The organism is Campylobacter sp. JMF_01 NE2 (assembly GCF_027737365.1).
In the GTDB taxonomy this organism is placed as follows: domain Bacteria; phylum Campylobacterota; class Campylobacteria; order Campylobacterales; family Campylobacteraceae; genus Campylobacter_B.
On record NZ_JAOVTR010000001.1, the window covers coordinates 67,634 to 93,501 of the forward strand.

General features: G+C 41.6%; 31 protein-coding genes and 1 tRNA gene. 13 read left to right on the forward strand and 19 right to left on the reverse strand.

Annotated features, from left to right (window positions below):
• Window position 1: 1 nt before the first annotated feature.
• From trpC to OFO01_RS00360, 5 genes are read right to left on the reverse strand one after another with little or no spacing between them, the layout of a single operon-like run.
• Window positions 2–793: an indole-3-glycerol phosphate synthase TrpC gene (trpC, locus tag OFO01_RS00340; protein ID WP_270858192.1), complete on the reverse strand. Its 792-nt coding sequence runs from the start codon at window positions 791–793 to the stop codon at window positions 2–4.
• Window positions 790–2,223, reverse strand: a complete 1,434-nt coding sequence (locus tag OFO01_RS00345; RefSeq protein ID WP_270858193.1) for a tetratricopeptide repeat protein — start codon at window positions 2,221–2,223, stop codon at window positions 790–792. Before OFO01_RS00345 ends, trpC begins: the two co-directional genes overlap by 4 nt.
• A complete protein-coding gene (locus tag OFO01_RS00350; protein ID WP_442868030.1) occupies window positions 2,202–2,564 on the reverse strand; it encodes a YkgJ family cysteine cluster protein in 363 nt (120 codons plus the stop codon). The genes OFO01_RS00345 and OFO01_RS00350 overlap by 22 nt, the downstream gene beginning before the upstream one ends.
• The gene (locus OFO01_RS00355; protein WP_270858195.1) at window positions 2,554–3,264 is read right to left on the reverse strand and encodes a tRNA1(Val) (adenine(37)-N6)-methyltransferase; all 711 of its coding nucleotides are present in this window, start codon (window positions 3,262–3,264) and stop codon (window positions 2,554–2,556) included. Before OFO01_RS00355 ends, OFO01_RS00350 begins: the two co-directional genes overlap by 11 nt.
• On the reverse strand, window positions 3,261–4,211 hold the full coding sequence (locus OFO01_RS00360; protein WP_270858196.1) for an NAD(P)-binding domain-containing protein: 951 nt from the start codon (window positions 4,209–4,211) through the stop codon (window positions 3,261–3,263). Before OFO01_RS00360 ends, OFO01_RS00355 begins: the two co-directional genes overlap by 4 nt.
• A 161-nt stretch (window positions 4,212–4,372) precedes the next feature.
• On the opposite strand from OFO01_RS00360, the gene tsaD reads away from it, so the two are divergent.
• Window positions 4,373–5,380, forward strand: coding sequence for a tRNA (adenosine(37)-N6)-threonylcarbamoyltransferase complex transferase subunit TsaD (gene tsaD, locus OFO01_RS00365; RefSeq protein WP_270858197.1), 1,008 nt, complete (start codon window positions 4,373–4,375; stop codon window positions 5,378–5,380).
• 111 nt (window positions 5,381–5,491) lie between these two features.
• Here tsaD and queC read toward each other — a convergent pair whose 3' ends face one another.
• Window positions 5,492–6,169, reverse strand: coding sequence for a 7-cyano-7-deazaguanine synthase QueC (gene queC / locus OFO01_RS00370; protein ID WP_442868029.1), 678 nt, complete (start codon window positions 6,167–6,169; stop codon window positions 5,492–5,494).
• Window positions 6,170–6,224: 55 nt separating this feature from the next.
• On the opposite strand from queC, the gene ybeY reads away from it, so the two are divergent.
• Window positions 6,225–6,644: an rRNA maturation RNase YbeY gene (ybeY, locus tag OFO01_RS00375; protein ID WP_270858198.1), complete on the forward strand. Its 420-nt coding sequence runs from the start codon at window positions 6,225–6,227 to the stop codon at window positions 6,642–6,644.
• On the opposite strand, the gene OFO01_RS00380 is transcribed toward ybeY, so the two are convergent.
• From OFO01_RS00380 to mscL, 6 genes are all read right to left on the reverse strand, one after another.
• Complete coding sequence (locus OFO01_RS00380) at window positions 6,641–8,515, reverse strand: primosomal protein N' (protein ID WP_442868031.1); 1,875 nt, start codon at window positions 8,513–8,515, stop codon at window positions 6,641–6,643. The genes ybeY and OFO01_RS00380 overlap by 4 nt on opposite strands.
• Entirely contained in the window at window positions 8,503–8,934 is a 432-nt protein-coding gene (locus tag OFO01_RS00385; protein ID WP_270858200.1) for a type II secretion system protein, read from the reverse strand. Before OFO01_RS00385 ends, OFO01_RS00380 begins: the two co-directional genes overlap by 13 nt.
• A gap of 63 nt (window positions 8,935–8,997) precedes the next feature.
• Window positions 8,998–9,903, reverse strand: coding sequence for an archaetidylserine decarboxylase (gene asd / locus OFO01_RS00390; RefSeq protein WP_270858201.1), 906 nt, complete (start codon window positions 9,901–9,903; stop codon window positions 8,998–9,000).
• Window positions 9,903–11,027, reverse strand: a complete 1,125-nt coding sequence (locus OFO01_RS00395) for a metallophosphoesterase (RefSeq protein WP_270858202.1) — start codon at window positions 11,025–11,027, stop codon at window positions 9,903–9,905. The genes asd and OFO01_RS00395 overlap by 1 nt, the downstream gene beginning before the upstream one ends.
• Window positions 11,028–11,039: 12 nt before the next feature.
• The gene (locus OFO01_RS00400) at window positions 11,040–11,678 is read right to left on the reverse strand and encodes a Crp/Fnr family transcriptional regulator (RefSeq protein WP_270858203.1); all 639 of its coding nucleotides are present in this window, start codon (window positions 11,676–11,678) and stop codon (window positions 11,040–11,042) included.
• Window position 11,679: 1 nt separating this feature from the next.
• The gene (mscL, locus tag OFO01_RS00405; RefSeq protein ID WP_270858204.1) at window positions 11,680–12,078 is read right to left on the reverse strand and encodes a large-conductance mechanosensitive channel protein MscL; all 399 of its coding nucleotides are present in this window, start codon (window positions 12,076–12,078) and stop codon (window positions 11,680–11,682) included.
• 124 nt (window positions 12,079–12,202) lie between these two features.
• On the opposite strand from mscL, the gene gltX reads away from it, so the two are divergent.
• From gltX to OFO01_RS00420, 3 genes are read left to right on the forward strand one after another with little or no spacing between them, the layout of a single operon-like run.
• Window positions 12,203–13,510 (forward strand): glutamate--tRNA ligase, encoded by a 1,308-nt coding sequence (gene gltX / locus OFO01_RS00410; protein ID WP_270858205.1) that lies wholly within the window; start codon window positions 12,203–12,205, stop codon window positions 13,508–13,510.
• Window positions 13,497–13,784: a YggT family protein gene (locus OFO01_RS00415; protein WP_270858206.1), complete on the forward strand. Its 288-nt coding sequence runs from the start codon at window positions 13,497–13,499 to the stop codon at window positions 13,782–13,784. Before gltX ends, OFO01_RS00415 begins: the two co-directional genes overlap by 14 nt.
• The gene (locus OFO01_RS00420; RefSeq protein ID WP_270858207.1) at window positions 13,781–15,439 is read left to right on the forward strand and encodes a transglycosylase SLT domain-containing protein; all 1,659 of its coding nucleotides are present in this window, start codon (window positions 13,781–13,783) and stop codon (window positions 15,437–15,439) included. Before OFO01_RS00415 ends, OFO01_RS00420 begins: the two co-directional genes overlap by 4 nt.
• A gap of 68 nt (window positions 15,440–15,507) precedes the next feature.
• Here the strand turns inward: OFO01_RS00420 and ypfJ are convergent, their stop codons facing one another.
• Together ypfJ and OFO01_RS00430 are read right to left on the reverse strand one after the other, a co-directional pair.
• Window positions 15,508–16,389, reverse strand: a complete 882-nt coding sequence (ypfJ, locus tag OFO01_RS00425) for a KPN_02809 family neutral zinc metallopeptidase (protein WP_270858208.1) — start codon at window positions 16,387–16,389, stop codon at window positions 15,508–15,510.
• Between the two features lie 71 nt (window positions 16,390–16,460).
• Window positions 16,461–16,979: a hypothetical protein gene (locus OFO01_RS00430; RefSeq protein ID WP_270858209.1), complete on the reverse strand. Its 519-nt coding sequence runs from the start codon at window positions 16,977–16,979 to the stop codon at window positions 16,461–16,463.
• A 90-nt stretch (window positions 16,980–17,069) separates the two neighbouring features.
• Between OFO01_RS00430 and mobB the strand changes: the two genes are divergently transcribed.
• The 4 genes from mobB to OFO01_RS00450 are packed head-to-tail and all read left to right on the forward strand — an operon-like array spanning window position 17,070 to window position 19,260.
• Entirely contained in the window at window positions 17,070–17,558 is a 489-nt protein-coding gene (gene mobB / locus OFO01_RS00435) for a molybdopterin-guanine dinucleotide biosynthesis protein B (RefSeq protein WP_270858210.1), read from the forward strand.
• Between the two features lie 12 nt (window positions 17,559–17,570).
• The gene (locus OFO01_RS00440) at window positions 17,571–18,422 is read left to right on the forward strand and encodes a class 1 fructose-bisphosphatase (RefSeq protein ID WP_270858211.1); all 852 of its coding nucleotides are present in this window, start codon (window positions 17,571–17,573) and stop codon (window positions 18,420–18,422) included.
• The gene (locus tag OFO01_RS00445; RefSeq protein ID WP_270858212.1) at window positions 18,422–18,625 is read left to right on the forward strand and encodes a hypothetical protein; all 204 of its coding nucleotides are present in this window, start codon (window positions 18,422–18,424) and stop codon (window positions 18,623–18,625) included. The genes OFO01_RS00440 and OFO01_RS00445 overlap by 1 nt, the downstream gene beginning before the upstream one ends.
• Window positions 18,626–18,660: 35 nt before the next feature.
• A complete protein-coding gene (locus OFO01_RS00450) occupies window positions 18,661–19,260 on the forward strand; it encodes a LysE family translocator (RefSeq protein WP_270858213.1) in 600 nt (199 codons plus the stop codon).
• Between the two features lie 26 nt (window positions 19,261–19,286).
• Here OFO01_RS00450 and OFO01_RS00455 read toward each other — a convergent pair whose 3' ends face one another.
• Window positions 19,287–20,165, reverse strand: a complete 879-nt coding sequence (locus OFO01_RS00455; protein WP_270858214.1) for a hypothetical protein — start codon at window positions 20,163–20,165, stop codon at window positions 19,287–19,289.
• Entirely contained in the window at window positions 20,158–20,970 is an 813-nt protein-coding gene (locus OFO01_RS00460; protein ID WP_270858215.1) for a M23 family metallopeptidase, read from the reverse strand. Before OFO01_RS00460 ends, OFO01_RS00455 begins: the two co-directional genes overlap by 8 nt.
• 110 nt (window positions 20,971–21,080) lie before the next feature.
• On the opposite strand from OFO01_RS00460, the gene OFO01_RS00465 reads away from it, so the two are divergent.
• The 4 genes from OFO01_RS00465 (at window position 21,081) to OFO01_RS00480 (ending at window position 24,276) form a co-directional block, all read left to right on the forward strand.
• A complete protein-coding gene (locus tag OFO01_RS00465; RefSeq protein ID WP_270858216.1) occupies window positions 21,081–21,890 on the forward strand; it encodes a lipid-binding SYLF domain-containing protein in 810 nt (269 codons plus the stop codon).
• A 165-nt stretch (window positions 21,891–22,055) separates the two neighbouring features.
• Window positions 22,056–22,131, forward strand: a tRNA-Lys gene (locus OFO01_RS00470).
• Window positions 22,132–22,329: 198 nt separating this feature from the next.
• Entirely contained in the window at window positions 22,330–23,049 is a 720-nt protein-coding gene (locus tag OFO01_RS00475) for a metallophosphoesterase family protein (RefSeq protein WP_270858217.1), read from the forward strand.
• 177 nt (window positions 23,050–23,226) lie between these two features.
• Complete coding sequence (locus OFO01_RS00480) at window positions 23,227–24,276, forward strand: cytochrome-c peroxidase (protein WP_270858218.1); 1,050 nt, start codon at window positions 23,227–23,229, stop codon at window positions 24,274–24,276.
• Between the two features lie 144 nt (window positions 24,277–24,420).
• Here OFO01_RS00480 and OFO01_RS00485 read toward each other — a convergent pair whose 3' ends face one another.
• The 3 genes from OFO01_RS00485 to OFO01_RS00495 are packed head-to-tail and all read right to left on the reverse strand — an operon-like array spanning window position 24,421 to window position 25,861.
• Complete coding sequence (locus OFO01_RS00485) at window positions 24,421–25,059, reverse strand: YiiX/YebB-like N1pC/P60 family cysteine hydrolase (RefSeq protein ID WP_270858219.1); 639 nt, start codon at window positions 25,057–25,059, stop codon at window positions 24,421–24,423.
• A gap of 3 nt (window positions 25,060–25,062) precedes the next feature.
• Window positions 25,063–25,452: a DUF4878 domain-containing protein gene (locus OFO01_RS00490; RefSeq protein WP_270858220.1), complete on the reverse strand. Its 390-nt coding sequence runs from the start codon at window positions 25,450–25,452 to the stop codon at window positions 25,063–25,065.
• Between the two features lie 16 nt (window positions 25,453–25,468).
• Window positions 25,469–25,861, reverse strand: a complete 393-nt coding sequence (locus tag OFO01_RS00495; RefSeq protein ID WP_270858221.1) for a DUF4878 domain-containing protein — start codon at window positions 25,859–25,861, stop codon at window positions 25,469–25,471.
• Between the last annotated feature and the right edge of the window lie 7 nt (window positions 25,862–25,868).

A 25,868-nucleotide genomic window follows, 5' to 3' on the forward strand; every position in this document is an offset into this window, starting at 1 on the left:
CCTATTTTTCGCCAAATTTCACAGCTCTAAGCGCCGCACCGACATCATCTTGTCGCATAAAACTCTCGCCGATTAAAAACGCATCGACCCCGCGTGCGCTTAGTTCGAGTAGCTGTTCGTGCGAGCCTAGCCCACTTTCAGCCACGATGATTTTGCCATTTGGGATAAGCGGGATTAAATTTGCCGACAAACTCAAATCAACCTCGAAAGTCTGCAAATTTCGGTGATTTATGCCGATTATATCAGCCCCTGCGAAAATCGCCTTTTTCAAATCATCTTTATCGTGAATTTCAAAAAGCGCTTCAAGCCCCAAATGCCTAGCAAATTCCAAAAGTCTTTTAAGCTCTTTTTGCTCCAAAGCCTTTGCAATTAATAGCACAAAATCCGCCCCATACACGAGCGCTTCTAGGATTTGATACTCATCGATGATAAAATCTTTGCGCAAAATCGGCGTGTTTGTATAGCGCCTAATCTGCGAAATGTAGCTAATATCGCCCTGAAAATAGTGTGGCTCAGTCAAAATAGAAAATGCACTCGCGCCTGATTTTTCATACTCCATAGCGATTTTAAGCGGATCGAAATCCTCTCTGATAATGCCCTTGCTAGGGCTTGCTTTTTTCACCTCAGCGATTATGCGAAGCGGATTATCCGGGGTGCTTTTTAGCGCAGTTTTCGCGTCGCGTGGTATCATGGGATTGGCACTTAGCGTGCGACCAAGCATATCAAAGCTAAATTTTTCTTTGCGCCTAGCCAAATCCTCGCGCGTTTTTTCTAAAATTTCATCTAAAATCATTTTTGAGCCTTTATTCCGCCTGCGATTTCGCCTATTTTTTGGATATTTTTATCTATCACGCATCTCTCTATCGCGCTTACATGCCCCTTGCCCTCGTCGCTGGTGTAAAACTCATCGTCTTTTATCTTGTCCATCCACTCTTTGGCTTTTTCGCACTCGCCAAGTTTGTAAAACCCCCACGCTAGCGAGTCTATGTAATAAACCGAATTTGGCTCGTCTTTTAGGGCGCGCTCGACATAATCAATGCCCTTTTTGATATCCAAATCATGATCGATTAAAATGTATCCGTAGTAATTCAAATGCACTGGATCTTTTAGCTTGCTAGCTATGTTTTCAAATTTCGCCACGACTTCGTTAATTTGAGCGGCTGTTTTTTTATCGCCAAAAGATTCATACAGATAAATCGCCTCGTTCGCCAAATAATCGTAATTTTCGGTTTTAGAAAACTCCTCGCGCGCTAATCTCATAGCTGTGGCGAAGTCCTTTTTCTGGGCGTAAGCGTCCATTATGAGATCTTTTTTATAATCATATTTTTGCAAAATTTCGATGATTTTATCAAATTCCTTCATATAATAATAAATCCCAATCATATCGTCTAGGAATTTTGTATTTTTTTTGCTCTCATACAGCGCCTCATCGAGTTTGGCGACCTCGAAGTATTTTTTTTGCATACGATACACATCAGCCAAAACCTCGCACACCATACCACTAGCGCACCCATAAATTCGCCTATGCGTCTCCATGATACGCACCGCAGCGTCGCTACTATCAAGCCTATTTAAAAGCACATCGCTAAGGCGGATCAAATTTTCCTCTGATTTTTCCAGCTCATAGGCCTTTTCGAAATACTGCTTGGCTAGGGCGAAATTATCCATAGCATAATATGTCGCGCCCAAAATCGAGTAATTTCTCGAATTTACCTCTAAATTTGCTAAGTGAAGTGCGGTAGTGTTGGCTTTAAGTATCTCTCCCTGCCCCATATAATACCCCACTTTTACACGCAAATACTCGCTATCATCAGCCAAAATTTTATCGCCCAAAGCTAGGTAGCGCGCGGTTGCTTTGCTATCTTTTAAGAAAAACGCAAGCTTTAAGGCTTCTAGCAAATACACCTGCGAATTTGTCTTTAAAAAGGCCTTTTCATAGAGTTTCATCGCGCTTTGCGGGTCTTTGTTGGCTAGTTCTAGCGCAGTTAGCAGATCGAAATTTAGCTCAGCCTCATCATAAGCCTTCATCGCCTCTTTTAGCTTTTGCGGTGTGGTGGCCTTTTGCGCTACATTTTCGCTAGCGTTTTTCTCAGGTACCGGCGCAGTATTTGTGATAACCGAGCTTTTATTCATATCTTTTATCGCGTCGCTTTTGGTTTCACTAGCGCCCAAATTTAGGGCACCAAGAGCCAAAAAAGCGGTTAAAATTTTACCCCAATACATTCTTTCTCCAATTCATCTTTATGCTCTTTGAAATATTCCCAAAATGGAAAGGTTCTACATTGATTTGGTCTGTATTCATAAATCCCGCAGTTTCGGTGCTTTTCGTCGAAAAACACACACGCCATACCGTCAAGGTATGGTTTTTCTTTTATGCTAAATTTATCTCCAACGCGCTGCAAAAATACGCGGATAAAATTTGCCTTATCTATCCCCATAAATTCGCTGAGTTTCTCGATTTCTGCGTCATTTATCCAAATATATCCGCTCTCGCCCGTGCAACACTTGCCGCCGCAGCTTTCGCAGGCGCTACTATCGAAGGTATAGTCAAACTCACTCAATATCGACACTTTCTAAATCAGCTTTTTCATAAATTTTAGCCGTTATTTTACTTTTTTCACCATTAAGAAATGTATAAATCGGCGCACAAATTTCACAAAGTGAGCGCGAACTTTTTTGCGCCAAAAAAAGTGCGAGTTTGGCGGGCTTGTTTTCGTTGGGATAGATGAAAGCAAGCTTTGTCAAATTTAGCTTATAGCTTTGTAAAATTTCGCAAATTTGCGCGATTTTGCCCGCCTCGTAGCAAAAAATCAGCGCGCCTTTTGGCTTTAAATGAGTGTTGCTAACACGCACGAAATCGCTAAGGCTTAGGCTTGTGGCGCTTTTACTTAGCGCGATGTGCGAATTTTGGCTAGTTAGGATTTTTTCCCTGTAAAATGGCGGATTTGAAACGATTAAATCAAATCTTTGCTCGCTTTTAAAATTTGCGAAATTTTCGTGTAAAATTTGAGCCTGTAATGAATTTTGCTCGCAATTTTTACGCAAAATTTCTAAATTTTGCTCTTGGATTTCAAGCAAGCTTAAATCTAAATTTGGAAAATCCCGCTTCAACATCAGCCCCAAAATCCCGCACCCTGCCCCAACATCTAAAATTTTAAGAGAATTTGTGGCGCGAGAGTTAAGCCAGTTTTCGCAGATAAAATTCCATAAAAAAATGGTATCGCTGGTGTAGCGATACCCACTTTTTAGCTGGAAAAGTCTCATAAATGCAGATTTTCTACGATTGTGTGAGCGTGATTGAAGGCTACGACGATCGAACCGCCGTTTCTGGTGATCAAATCTCCACCCACAAAAAGCCCTTTTGTGGCTGTTTCGCACCTCTCATCGACGCTTGGCACGCCGTTTTCGTCGAATTCTACGCCGCATTTTTTAAGGAAATCCACAGGGCTCGTGCCACCGATTGCATAAATTATGCGATCATAAACTAACTCCATGCCGTTTGTAAATTTCACTAGCACCTTGCCACTTTCGTTTTCTAGCGCTTCGATATCAAGGCCAAGGCGCAGGATAATATCGCCGTTTCTAGCCTCTTTTTTGATATCTTCTTCGTTGATTTCATTTAGCCTAGTAAAGCTCTCTTTGCGGTAGCATAGGGTAACGGTATTTGTTTTGCATAGCGAGAGTGCGTATTCAGCAGCCGAATTCCCACCACCTACAACCAAAACTTTCTCATTGACGCTACATTTATCGAGGTTGAAATTTACCCTTTGTGTGATTGATGGCGGGATTTTGTAGCTTGGTTTGTTTGGTTTGCCCATGCGGCCGATTGAGATGATGACATTGCGCGCTACAAAGCCAGATGAGGCTGTGGTTATGCAAAACAGCCCATCGTCCTTTTTCTCGACCTTTTCGACCTCACTGTTGAAGTAAATATCGATATCTCCGTGATCTAGCAAGCTATCGAAATAATCTAGCACGCTCTCTTTCGTGCCAGTCTCGAAGCTAATCGTGCCCTTTGTTTCGCTATCCATGCCTTTGTATTCTTTATCTACGCGTTTTTTGTCTTTGTAAAATTGTCTGATTGTTTGAGAGTGATTATCGCCTTTTTCTAGCAAAAGCACCTTGGCTACGCCTTTTCTTTTGGCCTCGACCACGGCCGCGATTCCGCAAGGACCGCCACCGATGACAACTACATCATAAACATTTATCATTTTTTTCCTTTGTGTTAAATTTTACAACCTTTGATTATAATCAAAATTTATTTATAAATGGTAAAAATTATTAAAATTTTAAAGATTTAATTAGTCTGTTTTATTTTTACCCAAAACTTAGCCCAAAAATGCTAAATTTAGAAAAAATTTAAAGGAAAATAATGATTTTAGCCATTGAAAGTAGCTGTGATGACAGCTCGATTGCTGTGCTAAACAGCTCGAATTTCGCATTAAAGTTTTACGAAAAAATCTCCCAAGAACTCGAACACTCCAAATACGGCGGTGTCGTGCCAGAACTAGCTGCGCGTCTTCACACAGAAGCACTGCCTCGCATTTTAGAGCGCGCAAAGCCCTTTTTTGGCTCTCTTAAAGCTGTCGCCGTAACGCACGCACCGGGCCTTAGCGTGAGTTTGATAGGGGGCGTGAATATGGCAAAAGCTCTTAGCCTTGCGCTAAATTTGCCACTAATTGGCGTAAATCACCTAATCGGGCATATTTATTCGCTATTTTTGGACAAAGAAGCAGAATTTCCGCTTGGGGTTTTGCTAGTAAGTGGCGGGCACACGATGATTCTTGATATTGACGCCAGGGGCGTAATCAGCGTGCTTGCAAGCACTAGCGATGATAGCTTTGGCGAGACATTTGACAAGTGCGCCAAAATGCTAGGACTTGGCTATCCAGGCGGCGCGATAATCGAAAATTTAGCCAAAAATGGCAAGTCAAAATTTAGCTTTCCAGTGCCTTTAAAGGGCGATAAACGCCTACAATACAGCTTCTCAGGCCTTAAAAATGCCGTTCGAGTGCAAATCGAAAAACTATCGCAAAATGGCGAGCTAGCGGGGCAAGATAAGTGCGATATCGCCTACGCCTTTCAAAAAAGTGCTTGCGAGCACATCATGGATAAACTCTCTCGGGTCTTTGATGAGCGCAAATTTAGGCGTTTTGGCGTCGTGGGTGGGGCTAGTGCGAATCTATATTTGAGGCAAAATTTGGCAAATTTATGCGACGCGCACGAGTGCGAACTTTTATTTGCGCCACTGAAATTTTGCTCGGATAATGCTGCGATGATAGCGCGCGCAGGTTTGGAGAAATACCGCAAACAAAGCTTTGTCGCACCGCAAAATTTGCAAATTATCCCAAGCCTAAATTTAAACTCTGCATTTGAGTGAAATTTAAAATTTAAAAATCGTTCAATCCTAAATTTAAGTAGAATTTTGCTCTAAATTTTACTGGATTGCTTCGCTTTGCTCGCAATGACGGCAAATTTAGAGCAAAGAATTTTAAATTTCGATTTCATACTCAATTGGATCTTTTACGCCGGCTTTTGCAAAGCCATTTAGGCGTAATTGACAGCTATCGCACACGCCACAAGCTTTGTGCGAGTTTGTGTAACAACTCCAAGTAAGCCCCAAATTTACGCCGTTTTCAAGCGCACGCGCCACAATCTCGCCCTTGTTTAAATGCACCAAAGGCGTTTTAATCTCCACGCTAAAATTCGGCGAAGTGCCCGCATTTATCGCGCTTTGCATTTTTGCGATAAATTCCGCCGTGCAATCAGGATATCCGCTACTATCCTCCTGCACCACGCCGATGAAAATCGCCTCGCACCCCTCACGCTCGGCAAGCGCGCCCGCGATACTCAAAAACACGCCGTTTCGAAACGGCACATAGGTGTTTGGGATCTCGTTTTTATCAATGTTTGCGCCCTTTCGCACACTAAGGCTCGTATCTGTAAGCGAGTTTGCGCCGATTTGCGCGATAAATCTAGCATCCAGCGTGTATCGCCTCTGCGCGCCTAAATCATCGCAAATTCTCTCGAAACACTCGCGCTCTTTATCCTGCGTGCGCTGAGCATAATCAAAATGCACTCCAATGACCTCATAGCCTGAATTTTTGGCGATATACGCGCAAGTCGCGCTATCCATACCGCCACTGATGATACATAAAGCTTTTTTCAAATTTAATCCTTTTTTGGTAGAATTATAGGCAAATTTTGATTTAAAGGGCTTGAAATTGATACTTTGTGAAGAAAATTACCCAAAAATTTTGGACGAAATTTTAGCTACGCTTAGCGCAGGCGTGGTCGAGCTAGTCTTCGTGCGAAGCGAGGAAATGCGCGAAATCAACAAAAGCGCGCGCGGGGTCGATAAAACCACCGATGTGCTTAGTTTTCCGCTTGAAATTGTGCCAGGTGGTGCGAATACTGCCCCGATAGGCTCTGTTGTGATAAATTTGGATTTAGTAGAGCAAAAAGCGTTAGAATTTTCGCACTGCAATAACGATGAAATCGCGCTTTTATTTACGCACGGACTGCTTCATATCTTAGGCTTTGATCACGAAATCGATAACGGGCAAATGCGCGAAAAAGAGTGCGAAATCATCGCTAAATTTAATCTTCCAAAAAGCCTGATTGTGCGCACAGATGAAATTTAAGAAAAATTAATCGGATCCATATCGATTTCAACGGGCAAATGTGCTAGAAGTGCGCCAGCCTTTAAAAGTGGCGTGTGTGTGGTAGCTCGAAGCAGTATTTCGTAGCGAAATTTGCCCGCAATCAGCGCAATTCCAGCTTTGCCGTGCCCTATGATTTGCAAACCATTTAGTTTTTTGGCTTTTAGCGCGCCGTGTAAAATTTCAAGCCCGCTAGCGCAAATTTTAGCCGCCTCTGCCTCGTTTTTATGCGAGATTAAAACGCGCAAAAGCCTAGTGTATGGCGGATACAGCGGATCTCGATCCTCGCTTTCTTCTTCTAAAAACGCGTCATAATCCTGCAAAAAATCCTCGAAAAACGCCCTTTGCAGAGTCTGTATCACGACCCTGCCTTCGCCCTTTCTGCCGGCTCTACCTGCTACTTGCATGCCAAGGGCTAGGGTCTTTTCGCGTGCCCTAAAATCAGGGTAATTCAAATGCTCATCAATCCCCATAATCACCGCCAAATCCACACCATGGTAATCATGCCCCTTACTAAGCATTTGCGTGCCTACCAAAATGTCGATTTTATGGGCGTTAAAGTCGTTTAGTAGAGTTTCTAGCTTTCTTTGGGTTGTAATCTCATCGCGGTCAAATTTAGCGATTTTTGCCTCAGGGAAATTTGCTTTTAGCTCCTTTAAAAGCTCGCTAGTACCCATTTTTTTGGCCTCGCTTACACTTTTGCCACATTTAGCGCAAGGCTGTTTGTAAAACGCGCTGTATCCGCAATAATGGCATTTTAGCGCCTTTTCCTTTTCGTGATAGCTCATACCCACCGAGCAAAACGGGCATTTGATAATCTCGCCACAACTTTTGCAAACCATATATTTGAAATTTGCGCGTGTGGGCAAAAACACCACCACTTGGCGATTTGCGCCTAGACTTGCGCTGATTTCTTTTTTTATTTTGGGAGTGAGGGAAGTTTCGCTCTCGTCGTAAATGTAGCGTTTGTGCGTGGCGTGATAGGTGCCTTTAAGCCTGAAATTTGGCTGTTTCGCAAAGCTTGTGAGCGAGGGTGTGGCTGAGCCAAGCACGGTTTTAACGCCACATTTGTGCGCGGCAAAAATCGCGAGATCTCGGGCATTTATGCGTGGAGCGGAGGCTGATTTGTAGCTATCATCGTGTTCCTCATCGACGATAATCGCGCCAAGGTTATGAAACGGCAAAAACAGCGCCGAGCGCGCGCCTGCGATAAGGCGAATTTTGCCTGCGAAAAAATCGGCTAAAATTTGGCGTTTTTTAGCGGGGGTGATTTTGGAGTGCCACACGCCAAGAGCCTCGCCGAAATACCCTTGCAAGCGCTTCGTCATTTGCGGTGTGAGCGAGATTTCTGGCATTAAAAATAGCGCTTGTTTGCCAGAGTTTAAAATTTCTGCTATGAGCGAGATATAAACCTCGCTTTTGCCGCTTCCTGTATCGCCAAAAATCAGCGAAACGGCGTTTTGTTTGGCAAAATTTAGAGCTTTTGTCTGCTCTGGGGTCAAATTTGGCGTTTTTGTGAAATTTAGCTTTTTGCAAGGCGCGCAATTTATGCTCGAATTTGGCTCAAAAACCCCAAACGCCACGCCGATTTTGCAGATATAAAAATGCGAAATAAACTGCGCCAACTCCACCTGAAACGGCGTGAAATTTAGGGGTAAAATTTCGCTGATTTCTTTCGTACAAAACTCTGGTTTTGGCACTTCGCGCAAAACTACACCGCGTTTTTGGGCGTTTTTTACGGGAATTTGGACTATTTGGTATGGTGAAATTTGTGAATTCGACAAATAGGTAAGCGGTTTTAGTCTTGCCCCTAAAACCGCGATTTCATAGTAATACAAGCTTATTCTGCTAATGCTTTACAAGTTGCTTCTGTATGATCACAATCAAATGTGCCAGCCTTGTGAGTAGCGTCTGCTGTTTGATAATATGTAAATGTTGTGCAATTATTAGCCACACAAGCTTGGTAAGTTTTATTTAGTTTTACAACTTTCCAGCCGTTTTTGCCAGTGCTTGCAGTTAGGTCATTTTGCAAAACATTACCAAACATATCAGAGCCACTGCTGTTTAAATCAGGCCATGCGCTCTTGCCTTTTAATTGCTCTTCGCCTCTTTTTAGTGAAATTCCACTTCTAATCGAAGCCAAATCGCCTCTCATTTTTGCGACCGTAGCATCATCTCTGGTCATAGCTAGTCTAGGCACAGCAACACCCGCTAAAATGCCAAGCACAACGATAACAAAAATCAACTCAATCATAGTAAATGCGTTTTTCATATTAAATCCTTTGATTTAAAATAGATTTAAGTATAGCCAAAATAAAATTAAGCTAGCTTTAAATTATTTTAAGCTAGCGATTTTTTGCGCAAATTTTACTCTCTGCCCCTGCGAAATTTCAAACTCCAAAAATTCCTTCTCGGCAATCATCACTATCGTAGAGCCAAGCTCGAAATTTCCAATATGTTCGCCCTTTTTAAAGCTCACGCCTTCGCCATAATCGAATTTATTATAATCAAAATTCAAAATTTCCCTAGCCTTATCGTTAGCCTTAGCGTTAGTTTGAATCCTGCTATCAAAGTCAAATTTCATTTTGCCTACATTTAGCGCCCCTACAAAAACCAGCCACAAAAGCCCGCCATTGCTCATTTTGCAGAGCAAAACCACGCGCTCGTTTTTGGCATAAAGATTTGGCACTTTTAGCAGATATTTTTTTGCCACGCTGTGAAGCTCGCCCGGGATATATAGCGCACCAATAACGCTAAGATCGCATGGAGCGTGATAGTGATGATAGTCTTTTGGGCTTAGATAGATGTTTGCGTATGTCAAATCCGCCGACATTTTAAAATCTCTGGAAGTTTTCATATCATCTAAATTTAGCAAACTAATAAAAATTTCGGAATTTTGCTTTTGCAAATCCCCAGCCCAAGATTTAAGCCCCAAAAGCTCCCAAATATCGTATTTATGCCCTTTTATACTAAACGCGCTAAAATCACTAGTAGCCCCACACTCAAAAATCACTCCATCACTTGGGCTCAAAAACGCGCTAGGCTCGGCGCAAATTTCACGCTCCCTCACCAAACGCCTCGTAAATAGCGCATTTAGGCTATCGTAATCACCTGCGCCTAAAAATTCGCTCATATCAATCTCAAAAGCGTCGATATATTTTTGATTTATAAACCTTTGCACAGGGCGCGGAAATTTTACCCCAGCCACAGCCCCAAAACAGCGTGAAATTAGCTTTTTCATCACTCTCTCCTTAGTCTTAGTAGCGCGATTTCTGCGTCGGCAAAAATCCTCATCGGAGGCCCCCAAAATCCAGCCCCACTGCTCACATAAATTTGCTTTGCTCCGTCATTATATAGCCCATGGACATATTTTTGATCGAGTGCTACAAGCAGGCTAAATGGGAAAATTTGCCCGCCGTGCGTGTGTCCGCAAATACACAAATCCACCTCATCTTTTACATGTAAATTTATAAATTTTGGCTGATGAGCGAGCAAAATTTTAGGTTTATTTGGATCTGTCATTTTTAGGGCTGCCCTGAAATTTGGCTCTAATTCGTTAAATCTCACACCGCTTAAATCGTGTGTGCCAAGCAGATTTATCCCCATAAACTCCACGCTCTCGTTTTGCAAAACTCTCACGCCCTCGCGCTCCAAGGCCTCGATTAACCCCTTCGCGCCTCTGTAATATTCGTGATTTCCTGTCACGAAAAACACAGGCTTTTTTAGTTCGCGCAAAGGCTCCAAAATATCGCCTAGCTCGTGAGAACGCAAATCAAACATATCGCCCACGATACACACAGCATCATGGCTGGTAGCGTTTATCTGTGCTACGATAGTTTGCAAAAAATCTTTTTTCAAAAACTCGCCCAAGTGTATGTCGCTCACCACAGCCAAATTCAGATCCTGGCTTAGATTTTTGATTTTTATATCCACTTCATTTATTTTTGGAGTTTTTAAAGCATTATAAAAGCCCTTAAAAAGGTAGCTAAACGCCATTATTACAAAGGTTACATCTACGCAAATTTTAATAAATTTGCGCCTGCTCTCGCTAAATTTAGCAAATTTTGCGCTCACATTTAAAATATCATAGGCTAGGCACAAAAAGAAAAGCGAAAAGCTACTAGCCACGCAAACGACGCAAATTTTGTATAAAATTTCATCTTTTAGCGCGCCGGCAAAAACACTTCTAGTAAAAAACATACCCTCGAAAATCACCAAAAATAGGCAAAAAACTATTAAAAACGGCTTTATTTTTTTGAATTTATCATAAATTTCAAACCTAGCTGAGATTGATTTGTAAATGTATAAATTCAAAAAAACAAAGAGCGTCGTGGCTACAATCGGAAAAATATATGGGATTTTCACTCTTACTCCAAATCAGATAAATTTTTCTAATTTTTCTCTATCAAAGCCCGAAATTTCGCCGTCTTTATCGACCAAAAGCGCGCCAGATTTTTTAAATTTCGTAATCGTGCGAGAAAATGTCTCAGGGGTGATATTTAAAATTTTGGCGATTTTAATGTGTTTTGAGCTGGTAAAAATATCAAAATTTTCGATGATAAACTTTGATATTTTTGCCTCGCTAGGTAGCACGACGCTGTTTTCAAGCGCAAATTCTAGCGCCCTTAACTTCGCCGAAATTGATTTTATAATGCTAATGCAAATCTCAGGCTCGCTCAAAAACTCTTCGACAAATTTTTCATAATCTATTTTTAAAACCTCGCCACCGCTAGCAAAGCGCGCGCTGGCTGGATAGGGGATATTTTCGAAATTTACAACCTCAGCCACGAAAGACATCGGGCGGATTTCGTGGATATAGATCTCCTTGCCACTAGGGGCTGTTTTGTAAATCTCGATTGTGCCTTTAAGCAAGATGATTAAATGAGAGCTTGTATCGCCCTCATAAAATAAAATTTCTCCCTTTTTAAAAGCCTTTTTGCTACTAATCTGAGCTAATCGCTCGATTTTGGCCTCATCAAGCCCCTTAAAAAAAGGGATAAATTTCAAAATTTCCATATTATTTTTTTAACAAATCCCTGATTTCGCTTAGAAGTTTGATATCTTCACTTGGCTCGGCAGGAGCTTCTGGCTCGGCTGGTTTTTCTTTTTTAAGCTTGTTAATCGCCTTAATCGCGCAAAAAATACAAAATGCGATAATGATAAAATCAACCGCTGTTTGTATAAACGAGCCGTAATTTATCGTCACGGCTGGTGTTTCGCCCACAGCCTCTTTTAAAACGATTTTTAAATCGGTAAAATTCATACCACCTGTGATAACTCCGACGATTGGCATAATGACATCGCCAACTAGTGAAGTTACGATCTTGCCAAAGGCTCCACCGATGACCACACCCACTGCCATATCGATGACATTGCCTTTCATTGCGAATTCTTTGAATTCTTGAATAAAGCTCATTAAAAGCCTCCTTTGGGAAATAAAAGGATAGATAATAACCTAATTTTGCTTACTTTTTGCTTTTTATTAGGTAGAAAAAAGTATAATGGCAAATTTTGAAATTTAATAAAGAAAAGGAAAATTTATGTATAGATTTGCGCCATCACCCACAGGCGATATGCACATTGGAAACTTACGCGCCGCGATTTTTAACTATATCCGCTCGCTTCAAGATAAAAGTGGATTTATTTTGCGTATCGAGGATACCGATACTGCCCGCAATATCGAGGGCAAAGACAAAGATATAATGGAAATTTTATCCCTTTTTGGTATCAAATGGCAAACACTTTATTATCAAAGCAAAAATTTAAAATTTCACCAAGAATTCGCCGCAAAGCTTCTGCAAGAAGGCAAGGCGTTTTGCTGCTTTTGTAGCGAAGAAGAGCTTAGTGCCAAAAAAGAAAAAGCCAAAGAAAAAGGCGTAGCGTATCGCTACGACGGGACTTGCGAGCATTTAAGTGACGCTGAGGTCATAGACAATCCAAAGCCATTTACAATTAGGCTAAAAAAACCAACCAGAGTTTTGAAATTCACAGACGCTATCAAAGGCGAGATTAGCTTTGAGCCTGAAAATATCGATAGTTTCGTCATCATGCGCGCAGATAAAACCCCGACATACAACTTCGCTTGCGCCACTGATGATATGTTAGAAGGCGTTACCTTTGTAATCAGGGGCGAGGATCATGTCAGCAACACCCCGAAACAAAACTGGATTAGGGAGTGTTTGGGATACACAGACGAGATTTCATACGCGCATTTGCCGATTATTTTGGGGCCTGATGGCAAGAAAATGTCCAAACGCGACGACGCAAGTAGCGTAAAATGGATGTTGGAAACTGGATTTTTGCCTGAGGCGATTGCGAATTATCTGATTTTGCTAGGAAATAAAACCCCATGCGAGGTTTTTAGTATCGAAGAAGCGGTGGAGTTTTTCGATATCGCCAAAATTTCAAAGGCACCGGCGAAATTTGACATCGACAAACTTGCATTTATCAACCGCGAGCATATCAAAAGAGCAAGCACTAAGCGCATTTGCGAGCTTTTTGGCGTAGATGAAAGCAAGGTAGAGTTAGTGAAATTTTACACCCAAGAATCCAGCCTAATCCCAGAAATCAAAGCAAAAATTAGCGCAATTTTTAGCCAAAAAGAAATTCCAAGCGAATTTAGCCAAAACGCTGAAATTTTGCGAAATGAAATTTTAAATTTAGCCCAAATTCCAGCCGAATTTAACGAGTTAAAAACAATCCTTATGGAAAAAACCGCTCTCAAAGGCAAGGCGTTTTTTATGCCACTTAGATTGCTTCTTACAGGCGCGCCTCACGGACCAGAGCTAAATGAACTTTATCCGCTCATAAAATCATCAATCAAGGAAATCCTAAATGCTAGCAAATAGCCTAATTTACGGCGTTTTAATCACTCTGCACTACGCCATACAAGCCTATATTTTGCTTGTGTTTGTCGCCTGCGTGCTTAGCTTCATACGCCCAAATCCGTTTAATAAATTTGTCCAAGCGATTTATAAGCTTACAACCCCGGCTTTCAAACTCGTGCGCAGGTATATCCCAACCACGCTTGGCGGGTTTGATTTCGCCCCGCTTGTGATTTTAATCGGCCTTAGCGTGATTGATAATGCGATAATTTATGCCTTACAAAGGAGTGTTTTTTGAAAATTTTATTTAAATTTAGCCTAGCGGTGGCACTTTGCGCGAGTTTTGCCGCAGCAAATGTCAAAAGCTACGAAGAGATAAAAAACGAACCAAAATCTTTGGCGAAAGATTATTATATTTACCGCCTAGCCACCGAGACCAAATACGATAAAAACGAGTTAAAAGCCCTTAGAAAGGTTGGAATTTACCGCTATCGTGGCAAGATAAAAAAGGAACTTGATAAAATTTTAGGCGCGTTTAAAGCTCTACCAAAACCAGATCGTTGCGCAGGGGTGACGAGCGCGAATATACTAGACGCAAATTTAACATGCCAAAAGGCTAGAAGCTATCCAGCATTTGTGGCAAAGCTAAGCCCCAAAACTCGCTCGGCATTAATTGGCAAATTTGAAAATAGCGGAAATTTGGGCGCGATGAGTGCGATAAATTTGCTAAAAGGCTTTAATTCTGGCTCGCCGGCACAGTATTTTAGAGAGAGCGGACATGCGCAAAATTATTTTTCATATTATCAATTCAAGGGCGACGAGAGCTTGCTAAACATAAACGCAAGCCCCGCTTTTATCACAGATATGGCGCAACTCTCTGGTTTTAAGGCTGTCGTAGAGGACGCCGTAATCAAGCGCAAATATTCAAATTTGCGCCAATCTATGCTAGGAATTAATCCGCAAAAAGTGGATAAAGAAATCGCGTTTTTGCTCGGCGTAAATGCTCTAACTTATGGGGATGAGGCGCAGGCTTTGGCGTATTTTGGGCGCGCAGCAGCTACGATAGAGAGCGTGCATAACTCGCACAATGCGAAATTTTGGGTCTATTTGCTAAGCAAAGACGAAAATATCTTGCGCGAGCTTGCCAAAAGCAACTATTATAGCCTCTACTCGCTCTACGCAAAGGAAATTTTGGGCGATAAAAGCCTAAATATCATAAATCCAACCCCAGCGCGCGATAAAATTTCAAACTATGATATCAAAAACCCATTTAACTGGGTTCGCACCAAGGCCAAAGCCGATAAAATGGGCAAAGCAGAGCTTTTGGAGTTTGCGAAGAAATTCGACACAAAAGAGAGCCTTGGCGAATGGGCGTATATAATGAATAAGGCTAGTGGTGGGCGCGACAACTACTATCTAACGCCATTTATGGAGCATATCGGCACTACTGATTTGCACCGCCAAGCGCTGATTTTAGCCCTTGGCCGCCAAGAATCACGCTTTATCCCAAGCGCCGTTTCGACATCGTATGCGCTTGGTATGATGCAGTTTATGCCATTTGTAGCAAACGATATCGCCAAAAAGCAGGTTAGTATCGAGGGCTGGGATCAAGATATGATGTTTGATCCAAAAATCGCCTATAAATTCGCCAATATCCACATCGACACGCTCGAAACCAAGCTACTTAGCCCTGTTTTTATCGCATACGCATACAATGGCGGACTGGGATTTACGAGCAAACTTCTAAAACGCGCAGATTTGTTTAAGAGGGGAAAATACGAGCCGTTTTTGTCAATGGAGCTAGTAACATTTGCCGAGAGCAGGGATTATGGCAAGAAGGTTTTGGCAAATTATGTGATTTATTCGCATATTTTAAACCCAAATTCAAAAGTAAGCGTGCGTGAGGAGCTAGATAAGCTCTTAATTCCAAGCAAAAGTGATAAAATCCGCTAAATTTAACCAAATTTAGCGGATTTATTAAAATTCAAAATTTGGCGAAATTTAAAATTTCGCCAAATTCACTAACTTTCCAATCCGCTTTTGCACGCTTCTAGCGAACCGCTTTTAAAGCCTTTATAAAACCACTCTTTTCTTTGTGCGCCACTTCCGTGCGTGAAAGAATCAGGCACCACATATCCGCGCGCCTTTTTTTGCAAGGTATCATCGCCTATCATCGTAGCGGCATTTAGCGCCTCTTCCAAGTCGCCATCTTCTAAAATTTTGTATTGATGATGTCCCCAAATACCTGCCAAACAATCGGCTTGAAGCTCCACTCTAACCTGAATCGCGTTTGCCCCAGCTTCGTTTGTTCTGGCCTTTAATTTATCGGCGTTAGATAAAATTCCTAGCAGGTTTTGCACATGGTGTCCCACTTCGTGCGCGATGACATAGCCTTGCGCGAAATCGCCCGCCGCGTGGTGTTTTTTCGCCAAATCAGAGAAAAAATCCGTATCCAAATAAATCCTAGTATCAGCCGGGCAGTAAAACGGCCCAACTTGCGAGCTAGCATACCCGCACCCGCTTCTTGTCGCGCCGTGGAATAAAAGCAGTCTTGGCTCAGAGTATTTCGCGCCGTATTTCGCAAAAATCGTGCCCCAAACATCTTCGGTTTGCCTTAGCACGGTAGAAACGAAATCCTTGGCTTCCTGCGCTGCTTCGTTGTTTTCGAATTTACTAGCCGCAGCTCCACCGCCAGCAGAGGTGAAATTTAGCAAATTTAGCGGATTATAACCCATAAACGCCGCCACCACGCCAAGGGCTAGGACGATTCTGCCAAATTTCGTTTTTACCAAAAATTTCACCACAGGAATCAAAAGCGCGAGATTTACTCCGCCTCCGCCACCACCGCTACTAGCTCTCATATCGTCGATATTTGAGCTTTTATTTCCGCCACGCCATTTCATTTTTTATCCTTCAAATTTGAATTTCTGAAATTTTATCACAAATTTTATTTCTAGCAAAATTTGCGCCCACTCTAATCATCGAGTTTGAGCTTAGGGTGCCAATACATCGACTTTGAGACCTTACGAAATTTCACGCTCGCATTTAGGTCGTTTGAGGTCGTAAAGCTAAGCACGAGATCGTCTTTTTGCGTTTTTGGCGCGCTGATTTTGTAGCGATTAGACCACGCGATTTTAAAAACCTCTTTGCTAGCTAGTTCGCTCTCATCGGCGATTAGCTCCACGCTGACATTTTCGTCGCTTCCATTTACGCGCACATTTTTAATCTCGATCTCTTTTGGATACGAGGTTAGCAAGAAAAACTCATCTTCTCTTTCATTACGAATCTCGGGCATTGTGGGGTTTAGATAGGTCGCCACGCCCAGGTATCTATCGCCCTCTTTGACGCTTTCGAATTTTTGCGTATATGCCATAAACTCGTTTTTGACCGGGTCGTGAGGGACTTTTTCTTTGTTAGCGCACGAGCAATTTCCTAGCGCAAACAGCCCTAAAATCAGAGTGTGCGCAAATTTTGAAATAGTTAAATTTTGCATTTTTCTTCCTTTAAATTTTGGCGTATATTATCAAATTTTGCTTTTTAAAAGGCTAAATTTGATACAATCAAGGTTTTTTAAGGGAGAGAGATGAAAAGACTAGCCATTGCGTTTTCAGGTCCGTCAAACACCGGCAAAACAACGCTAATTTGCAAGGTAGCGCAAATTTTTATCGAGCAAAATTTAAAGGTCGCTATCGTCAAACACGACCCCAAAGACAAGGCCAAATTTGACACCGAGGGCAAAGACAGCGCGAAATTTAGCGCAGTTGGCGCAGATGTGGCGGTCGTAAGCCCTACGCGCACGACATATTTTTTGAAACAAATGCGAAATTTAGACGAGATTATCGCTGGATTTGGTGATTTTGATATTTTGATTGTGGAGGGTCTAAAAACACTGCCCCTGCCACGAATCAGCCTATTTAGGGACAAAATCGACGAGGCGTATTTGCCGTTTTCGCAAGCCATTGCGACAAATTTGCCAAAAGCGCAAATGGATAAATTCTGCCCCGTAAATTTCGACATAAACGACGCGCAAAGTATCGCAAAATGGATACTTGATAATGCTAAAAAAGTTTAAAAAGGAGAGAGTATGCAAGAAATCGTAAAGACAATAGAAAAAATCGCCGTTTTAATCAGCGAAGAGCTAAAATACGCTGATTTCGGCTACGCTAGCACGCAAAATTCCACCGGAGATACACAGCTTAAACTCGATGTGCTAAGCGATATGATAATCGAGCGCGAATTTCGCGGCGTAGAGTGCGTCAAGGCGCTAATTAGCGAAGAAAAAGAGGAAATGTTAAGCATTAATGAAAACGGCAAATTTATAGTAGCTTACGATCCGCTCGACGGATCTAGCCTAGTAGATGTAAATTTCGCCGTGGGCTCGATTTTTGCGATTTATGAGAGCGAAATTTCACCAAGCTCATTGCGCGGGGCAGTATATAGCGTGTATGGCCCTAGAATCGAGCTTTGCGTATGTTTAGGCGATACTCCGAAGCTATACAGGCTTGGCAGGGACGGCAAATTTGCCTTCGCAAAAGAGTTGGTTTTAAACGAAAAAGGCAAACTAAACGCCACGGGAGCGACGCAAAAAGGTTGGAGCGATACGCACAGAGTGCTCGTAAAAACGCTATTTGACGAGGGTTATCGCCTCAGATACTCAGGTGCCATGGTCAGCGACCTGCACCAAATTTTGCTAAAAGGTGGCGGGCTATTTAGCTACCCAGCCACGAGCGATCACCCAGCAGGCAAGCTTCGCATGGCGTTTGAAGTGTTGCCGTTTGCCTATATCTACGAGCGTGCTGGCGGTGCTACTAGCGACGGAAAAAACAATTCGCTTTTAGAGCTTGAAATTTCAAAAATTCACCAAACCACACCGTGTTTTTTCGGCTCGAAATATGAAATTGCTAAAATGCACGAAATTTATCAAAGCGAAAAATAATGTCAGAAAATAACCAAGAACGCGATATTTTCGAGCAAATTTTAGACAAAAATTTAGCCATTTTGCAAGATTGCCAAGCGCAAAATGGCTTGCAAAGTTGTAGCCAGTGCGAAAAAATCCTAGACTGCCAAACGCGCGATAAGTATGTCAAGGCCGTGTTTGAGAGCATGTCCAAAGGTAGCACTGGCGATTTTGAATTTTAAATTTTAATTTCACACTAAAAATTTAAAGGAAATTGATGAACGCCTTTATAAACGGCATTTTAATGGGCTTTGGCGTGAGTGTGCCAATCGGTCCGATTAATGTTTTGATTATGTCTTATGCGCTGCAAAGCTACACAAAAGCCCTTTGCTTGGGGCTTGGCGCGATGAGTGCGGATATGCTTTATCTCGCCCTTAGCGCATTTGGGATTTCACAACTTGCCAAAATTCCGCTTGTATTTGCGATTATTTCGGTGTTTGGGGCGTGTTTTTTGCTATACATTGCGTATGGAATTTACAAAAGCGCGCGCAACACACCCGAAATCAAAAGCGTCGAGCTTGGCTCTCACGCCAAAATTTACTCAAAAGGCTTTTTTCTAAATTTGCTAAATCCTTATGTGATTATGTTTTGGCTCAGTGTCTCAGCTAGCGTAAGTAGCGAAAATTTCGCTCTCTCACTGCTAGGGCTTTTTATAGCGATTTTATCGTGGATTACGCTTTTTCCGCTTGTGGTTTATAAAAACAGAGCGCGCCTGCCAGATAGCGTGGCTAGGGCGTTTGCTTACATTTCTACGGCGATTTTGGTGTTTTATGCTGCAAAACTTCTTTGGGGAGTGATAAAAAATTTAATCGCTTAAATTTAAGCGATTAAATTTTGAAGCGGTTATCTATCTGTCTTTAAAATATCGACCAAAACGCCGTCAAATTCGTCTTGTTTATACATTTTTATCTCTTTGACGACGCTAGCGTTATCGTCCGTGATGACGCGGTTATTTACCAAAGTATCCTCGATGAGTTTGAATACAAAAGCGTGGTTGCTGATATCTGCCATTTGGCTTTTAAAGCCCATAGATAGGCACACAGGGCCCTCTATGCGCACGCCACGCAAATCTTTGGCGACATACAAATTCGCGATTGTGCGAACCATTTTTTTCGCCATTTGCGCGTGTTCAGATGAGTTTATGACATCATTTAGTCCGAAATTTTCCATTAAAAGCGGAATTTTCACCCTAGCTAGGATTCCTAATTTTTCATCACTGCAACTTTTGCGCAAAAACGAAATTCTCACCTTGCACGGGATTTTTGTGTTTTTCTTGCGCACGGCTACTGGCGTGAAATACTGCGCGCTTTTGCTCTGCGACTTAGCGACAGCTGTTTTCGAGCCCTCGTAAATTTCTTGCAAGGTTTTATTTTTGGACGCTAGGTTAAATTTCGGCTTACTTTTGACCGATTTTTTTGTAGCGCTTTGCAAATCCTGCTCCATACTAGCCTCGCCAGTAATTCCAGCACTCGCGGCCGGTTTTGCTCCCTCGCGCAAAATAGATAAGAAATTTGCCTTGATTTTTTCGATTTGTTCTGGGCTTAGGCTCATTTTGTCATTGAGGCTCTCTACGCCGAATTGTCTTGGGAGGAAATTTATGATTTTTTTATCTCGCCCTACTATGCGCACGCGCCCTTTTACCGAGTCTTTGAGCGTATATTCGCTACCTTCGATCAACTCTTTTATCAACTCTTTTGGGGTTAATTTTTTGTTTTCACTCATTTTCAAACACCACTTTATTAAATTTATTTATAAAATCCAAAGGATTCACACTCACACCATTTATAGCGATCCCAAAGTGCAAATGTGGCCCACTCACGCGCCCACTAGCACCGCTTAGCCCTAGCTTATCGCCACCGCCTATTTTATCACCTACTTTTACCAAAATTTTACTTAAATGATAATACTGCGAATACACGCCAGCACCATGGTCTATCACCACAGAGCCACCAGCGTAATATCTATCCTTTGCTATCACGACCACGCCCTCGCCCACACTATGCACATCTGTGCCCATAGCAGCGCGGTAATCCGTGCCTGAGTGGTAGCTTTTCAACTCGCCATTAAAGGTGCGCGCATTGCCAAATGCGGATGTAATTTTAGCATTTGAAGGTAATAAAAAAGGTTTTTGTAATAAAATTTTTGGCGTAGTTTTAGCGTAAATTTTGTTTGCTTCGGCTAGTTCGCGCTCTATGCGAGCTTTGGCCTCTTTTGGCGGTTTTACCTTAGACGGAGCGACAGAAAATGCCTCGCTTTTGTAATTGCCTTTGATTAAATTTATAATCTCGGTTGTGGTTTTGCCATCTTGGGTGATTTTGAGTTTGATATCGTTTTTGGCTCTGTAATTTGCAGCGATAATTGCAATTTTTTCATCACTACCCAGTGAATTTACGAGGGGAATTTTTTTACCATTTGCTAAAATTTCACTCGTGTTTTTGTTAAATTTCAAAACAATTGCTTCACCATTTACTATCGATAAAGCAAAAATTTTAACCGCACATAATGCTAAAATCGCCAAAATTTTCATTATTTTCCCAAAAATTTGTTATTTTTCATCAATTTTTTGTTAAAAATTAGCTAAAAAAAATGAAATTACTGTTATAATAACTAAATTTCTATTTTAAAAGGATTAAACATATGAAAAAATTTTTATTAATTGCTTCATTTGTAGTTTCTAGTTTTTTGCACGCTGATGTCGTAGCAAATCAAGAAGTCATCGCAGCGACTAATGTTATGAGATCATTTGGCGCATCTAGCGGTTTCCATGTAGATCAAAAATATCTACAAGGCGCAAAAGCAGTAGCGATCCTAACAGATGTCAAACGCCTAGCAGCTGGTGCTTCTATCCAATACGGCGATGGAATTTTTAGCGTAAAAAATGCTGATGGCACATGGAGTGCTCCGATTTTCATCAAATACAAAGGCTTTGGCGTAGGTATCCAAGCAGGATACGAGACAAGCGATGTTGTGCTACTTTTCCACACAACTAAATCTTACCAAGATGTATTCACAGGCGCTGATACACTAGAAGTAAGTGCTGGTGCAGCATTTGGCGGACACGGTGCGAAAGCTGGTCGCGCTACTGATTTACCTGATATTTCAGCATGGATTGCAACCCCAGGCGAGCAAACAGGCTTGTATGCTGGCGTAACAATCGATAGCGGTCGTATCACAATCGATGATCAACTAACAAACGATTATTATGAGAGAATTTACTCTTACGAGGATATTTTAAACGATTCTCCACGCAATACAGAACACACTAAAAACCTAAAAAATGTTCTTTATAAATACCTAACAATGGGCAATGTCCGCTCAGCTAAAAATGTAGGCGCAAATTATGAGTTTGCAAAAATCGAGAAAAAATACGCTGATGGCAAACCAATCGTTTCTGACCGCCCTTACAAAAAAGGCGCAAAAGCAAGCAAAACTCAAACAAAAAAATAATTTCTCAAATTTAGGCTCTCGCTAAGGGAGCCTAAAATTTATCCATTAAATTTATCTATGAAATTTCACACTAAACAACAAATCATTTAAATTTAATCAAATTTTCGAAAATTCTGCCAAATTTAACCTATTTTTTATATATATATGAATAAAATACAAGTTCGTGTCTCGTTAGCTCAGTTGGTAGAGCATCTGACTCTTAATCAGAGGGCCGCAGGTTCGAAGCCTGCACGGGACACCACCAAATTTTCCTTTGAGCTTTATTTCGTTTCCGATAAAATACAAAAATTTCAATTTTATAGTTGTAATCGTTTTTTGGGTCAGTATTTTGGTAAATACAAAATTTGAAAAATAATGAAAATTCCATAAATTTTGGATTTTGCACATAAAATAAATATCGCAAAAGCAAAAATCAAACAAAAATTTAAAAAGGCAGGCAATGAATAGAATTTTTATCACAGGCGATACACACGGCGGCTGGCGCGGGTTTAGCGGCGAAATGGCGCGATTTAAGAAGTTTGAGAAATTCGAAAGCGCGCTTTGCAAAGATGATTTTTTAATCATTGCTGGGGATTTTGGCTTTGTTTGGAATATGTTTCAAAGCGACGCGCGCGAGGAGCAGTGGCTAAAATACTTCAATGAGCGTAAATTTACCACGCTTTTCATCGACGGCAACCATGAAAATTTCGACCGATTAAACGCCTATGAAATCAGCGAATTTGCTGGCGACAAAGTGCATAAAATTTCGCAAAGCGTGTATCATTTAATGAGGGGGCAAGTCTATGAAATCGCAGGGCGCAAAATTTTCACCATGGGCGGCGCGCTTAGTATCGACCGAGATATGCGAGAGCTTGGGGTCTCGTGGTGGGAGGGCGAAATGATAAGCCAGGCCGATATCTGCGAAGCGAACGCAAACCTCGCAAAACACGGCTTTAATGTCGATATCATTATCACGCACACCTGCCCCAGATTTGTCATACCACGCGTGATAAAACTATCAATGGCAGCGAAAATTGATGATATAAATTCGAAAATTTTGCAGGATTTTTACGACAAAATAGAGTTCAAAAAGTGGTATTTTGGGCATTTTCACGAGGATTTTAAAATCGATGATAAATTTCGGGTGATTTATCAAGAAATCGAAGAAATTCGGCTTTAAATTTAAAAAAAACTTAAATTAATAAAATTTTGTAATTTTTTTATGTTCTAGCACCTTTTTGCGATAAATTATATCTTTTTTTTTTTTAAGAATTTTTATTATTTCGCTTAAATTTTTAAGTAACTTTTTATTTAATAAATTTTAAAATCCATTTACATTTTTTTAAAGGAGAGGAAAATGAAAGTTAAGTTTTTATTACTTAGTTCAGTAGTTGTTGCTAGCTCAGTATTCGCAGCTGACGATTTGGCAAAACTTGCAAAAGATAGTGGCTTACAAGCACTACCTAAAACTGCTGCTGAAATCGCAAAACTTGCAGAGAGTGCAGCACCAGATGCAAAAGATTTCCCAACAACCGACAAAAGAGTTGAACTTGGTAAAAAATTATATTTTGACCCAAGAATTTCAAGAAGTGGAATCATCAGCTGTAATACCTGCCACAACCTAGCAATCGGCGGAACTGACGGCGTTCCAGCTTCAACAGGTCACAAATGGACTCCAAACCCACACCATATCAATGCGCCTACAACACTAAACTCAGTGTTCAACTCAGCGCAATTCTGGGATGGTCGTGCAGCTCACCTAGCTGAGCAAGCAGCAGGTCCAGCAACAGCTGCTCCTGAAATGGCTGCAACTCCTGAGAGCGTAGAAAAACTACTTAACTCAATCCCTGGCTATGTTAAAGAATTCCAAGATGCTTATGGCAAAGATACAAAAATCACTTTCGATCTATTCGCTACAACAGTGGGAATTTTCGAAAGAACACTTGTAACTCCATCAAGATATGATGAGTTCTTAAACGGCGACTCAAAAGCCCTAACTGACGCCGAAAAAGAGGGTCTAAAAACATTTATCGATAAAGGTTGTGTATCTTGCCACAACGGAATCAACCTAGGCGGCACAATGCAACCGTTCGAAGTAGCAGGCAAATACGAATTCGCTAATGTTGGCGATTTCAAAGGCGATGCTAACGGTATGGTTAAAGCACCAGTTCTAAGAAATATCGTAGATACTGCACCATATTTCCACAATGGCGCAATCTGGTCACTAAAAGACGCTGTTAAAGCTATGGGTAGCGTTCAATTAGGTATCGAAATCAGCGATGATGAAGCAAACAAAATCGTTACTTTCTTCAACGCTCTAAGCGGAAAACTACCTGATGCAGCTCTAAAATACCCAGTATTGCCAGCTAGAACAGATGCTACTCCAAAACCAGAGTTAGATTACTAAGGTTTATAAATTCTCGTCGGACACACAAAGCTTGCCAAATTTGGCAAGCTTTTTTTATGCCCGAATTTTCCCACTAAATTTCACAGCGAAATTTCACAGCGAAATTTCACAGCGAAATTTCATAGCAAAATTCACGGCGAATTTTCACTCGCTCTCGTAAATCATTTCGGTGCCATTAAATTCAGCAAGTGCGCGCGGAAAAAGATACTCGCCGCGAAAAAACGGCGCGTCAATATAGGTGTAAGCGGGGGCGAAATTTGGATAAATTTTTGAAATTTCACGCTCAATTAGCGTCGTGCAGTATAAATTTGGCTCAGTCGATTTTGCCAAAACAAACTCCTCGCCCACGCGCAAATTTAGCGAATTTATCAAATTTCGCTTCTCTTGTGCGCTTAAAAAATTTATCCTTGCTACGCCAAATTTACGCGCACGAGAGACAAACTCATCTAGCGAGCTTATCACGACGCCGTTTTGAGCGTATCGCTTATCGCTGATCGCGTGCAGGATTTGTGTCGGCGCAGTATCTATCACTACCCCCACATGCGAATACTTCCACTCGCTCATTTGCGCGATTAGCACGCTATCAAACTCATCGCCTAGGCGAAAAACCAGATCGCCGGGCGCCAAATTTGGCAAATTTGTTAAATTTTGCAAATTTAGGGTTTGAAATTTTAAGCTTTTATCTTGGAAAAATTGCGGTAAATTTTGGCGGATTTGCGGGATTTGCACCGCCAAAAAAAGCGCAAATCCCAAAAAAATAAAAAGCGAAATTTTAAATTTCATAAACTATCGCCATACTACCTTCCAATCGCCTTGATAATTTTTGCGAACCCTGGCGTCAAGTTCTTCGGTAGTGCCGTCACCAAAGGTGATTTTGACCTTCATTCTGCCAGCGTCTTTGCCGATATTTTTATCGGTGATTTCGATTGTTTTGCACCCTCCGCGCCTCATAGCGTCTCTTGTGGTGGTGCCTGACATCGAGTCTAGCTTGCTCTCTACCTTGCGCTTTGTGGCCTCGTCTTTCATTTGGCTTTCGCTTAGATACACTAGGCTCGCGCCTTTTTCGATATCTCCTTTGCACCCTATCAAATCGACATAGCTTTTTACCACTTCCTCAGGACCTTCGCCACAACCCACAAAAACTAACATTATAATCGCTGAAAATAACCTTTTCATCGCTACTCCTTAAAATTTAGAAAATATTCACCTTCCACTCGCCTTTGTGATTTTTGCGCACTTTCATCATATCATCTATCGTTTTGCCATCTTTAAAAACTATCCGCACTTTCACCGTGCCGACATCCTCGCCGAGATTTTTATCTACGATTTCAATCGATTTTAGACCGTTGTGTTTTTTGGCTACTTGCATAGCCTCACCTACCAACATACCCACTTTGCCCTCTAATGCAGGCTTGACACTTTCATCTTGCATATCTTCTTTGCTAAGATAAATAAGGCTTGCGGCTGTTTTTGTATCGCCAGCATACCCTGCTTCCAAAAAGCCCTTTACCGTATCATCGACACTACCGCCACCACAACCGATTAGAAAAAACATAGCAAAAAACGCTAAAATTAGCTTTTTCATACTCTCT

Excerpts from the sequence above, each read along its gene's own strand:
- OFO01_RS00455 (WP_270858214.1), bottom strand. The coding sequence starts at position 20,165 with ATGAGTGAAAACAAAAAATTAACCCCAAAAGAGTTGATAAAAGAGTTG.
- OFO01_RS00345 (WP_270858193.1), bottom strand. The coding sequence starts at position 2,223 with ATGTATTGGGGTAAAATTTTAACCGCTTTTTTGGCTCTTGGTGCCCTA.
- OFO01_RS00450 (WP_270858213.1), top strand. The coding sequence starts at position 18,661 with ATGAACGCCTTTATAAACGGCATTTTAATGGGCTTTGGCGTGAGTGTG.
- mscL (WP_270858204.1), bottom strand. The coding sequence starts at position 12,078 with ATGAGCTTTATTCAAGAATTCAAAGAATTCGCAATGAAAGGCAATGTC.
- OFO01_RS00475 (WP_270858217.1), top strand. The coding sequence starts at position 22,330 with ATGAATAGAATTTTTATCACAGGCGATACACACGGCGGCTGGCGCGGG.
- OFO01_RS00460 (WP_270858215.1), bottom strand. The coding sequence starts at position 20,970 with ATGAAAATTTTGGCGATTTTAGCATTATGTGCGGTTAAAATTTTTGCT.
- OFO01_RS00430 (WP_270858209.1), bottom strand. The coding sequence starts at position 16,979 with ATGCAAAATTTAACTATTTCAAAATTTGCGCACACTCTGATTTTAGGG.
- ypfJ (WP_270858208.1), bottom strand. The coding sequence starts at position 16,389 with ATGAAATGGCGTGGCGGAAATAAAAGCTCAAATATCGACGATATGAGA.
- OFO01_RS00400 (WP_270858203.1), bottom strand. The coding sequence starts at position 11,678 with ATGGAAATTTTGAAATTTATCCCTTTTTTTAAGGGGCTTGATGAGGCC.
- OFO01_RS00490 (WP_270858220.1), bottom strand. The coding sequence starts at position 25,452 with ATGAAAAGGTTATTTTCAGCGATTATAATGTTAGTTTTTGTGGGTTGT.
- OFO01_RS00415 (WP_270858206.1), top strand. The coding sequence starts at position 13,497 with ATGCTAGCAAATAGCCTAATTTACGGCGTTTTAATCACTCTGCACTAC.
- OFO01_RS00465 (WP_270858216.1), top strand. The coding sequence starts at position 21,081 with ATGAAAAAATTTTTATTAATTGCTTCATTTGTAGTTTCTAGTTTTTTG.
- OFO01_RS00355 (WP_270858195.1), bottom strand. The coding sequence starts at position 3,264 with ATGAGACTTTTCCAGCTAAAAAGTGGGTATCGCTACACCAGCGATACC.
- mobB (WP_270858210.1), top strand. The coding sequence starts at position 17,070 with ATGAAAAGACTAGCCATTGCGTTTTCAGGTCCGTCAAACACCGGCAAA.
- OFO01_RS00485 (WP_270858219.1), bottom strand. The coding sequence starts at position 25,059 with ATGAAATTTAAAATTTCGCTTTTTATTTTTTTGGGATTTGCGCTTTTT.
- OFO01_RS00445 (WP_270858212.1), top strand. The coding sequence starts at position 18,422 with ATGTCAGAAAATAACCAAGAACGCGATATTTTCGAGCAAATTTTAGAC.
- OFO01_RS00495 (WP_270858221.1), bottom strand. The coding sequence starts at position 25,861 with ATGAAAAAGCTAATTTTAGCGTTTTTTGCTATGTTTTTTCTAATCGGT.
- OFO01_RS00440 (WP_270858211.1), top strand. The coding sequence starts at position 17,571 with ATGCAAGAAATCGTAAAGACAATAGAAAAAATCGCCGTTTTAATCAGC.
- asd (WP_270858201.1), bottom strand. The coding sequence starts at position 9,903 with ATGAAAAAGCTAATTTCACGCTGTTTTGGGGCTGTGGCTGGGGTAAAA.
- gltX (WP_270858205.1), top strand. The coding sequence starts at position 12,203 with ATGTATAGATTTGCGCCATCACCCACAGGCGATATGCACATTGGAAAC.
- trpC (WP_270858192.1), bottom strand. The coding sequence starts at position 793 with ATGATTTTAGATGAAATTTTAGAAAAAACGCGCGAGGATTTGGCTAGG.
- OFO01_RS00360 (WP_270858196.1), bottom strand. The coding sequence starts at position 4,211 with ATGATAAATGTTTATGATGTAGTTGTCATCGGTGGCGGTCCTTGCGGA.
- OFO01_RS00480 (WP_270858218.1), top strand. The coding sequence starts at position 23,227 with ATGAAAGTTAAGTTTTTATTACTTAGTTCAGTAGTTGTTGCTAGCTCA.
- tsaD (WP_270858197.1), top strand. The coding sequence starts at position 4,373 with ATGATTTTAGCCATTGAAAGTAGCTGTGATGACAGCTCGATTGCTGTG.
- OFO01_RS00385 (WP_270858200.1), bottom strand. The coding sequence starts at position 8,934 with ATGAAAAACGCATTTACTATGATTGAGTTGATTTTTGTTATCGTTGTG.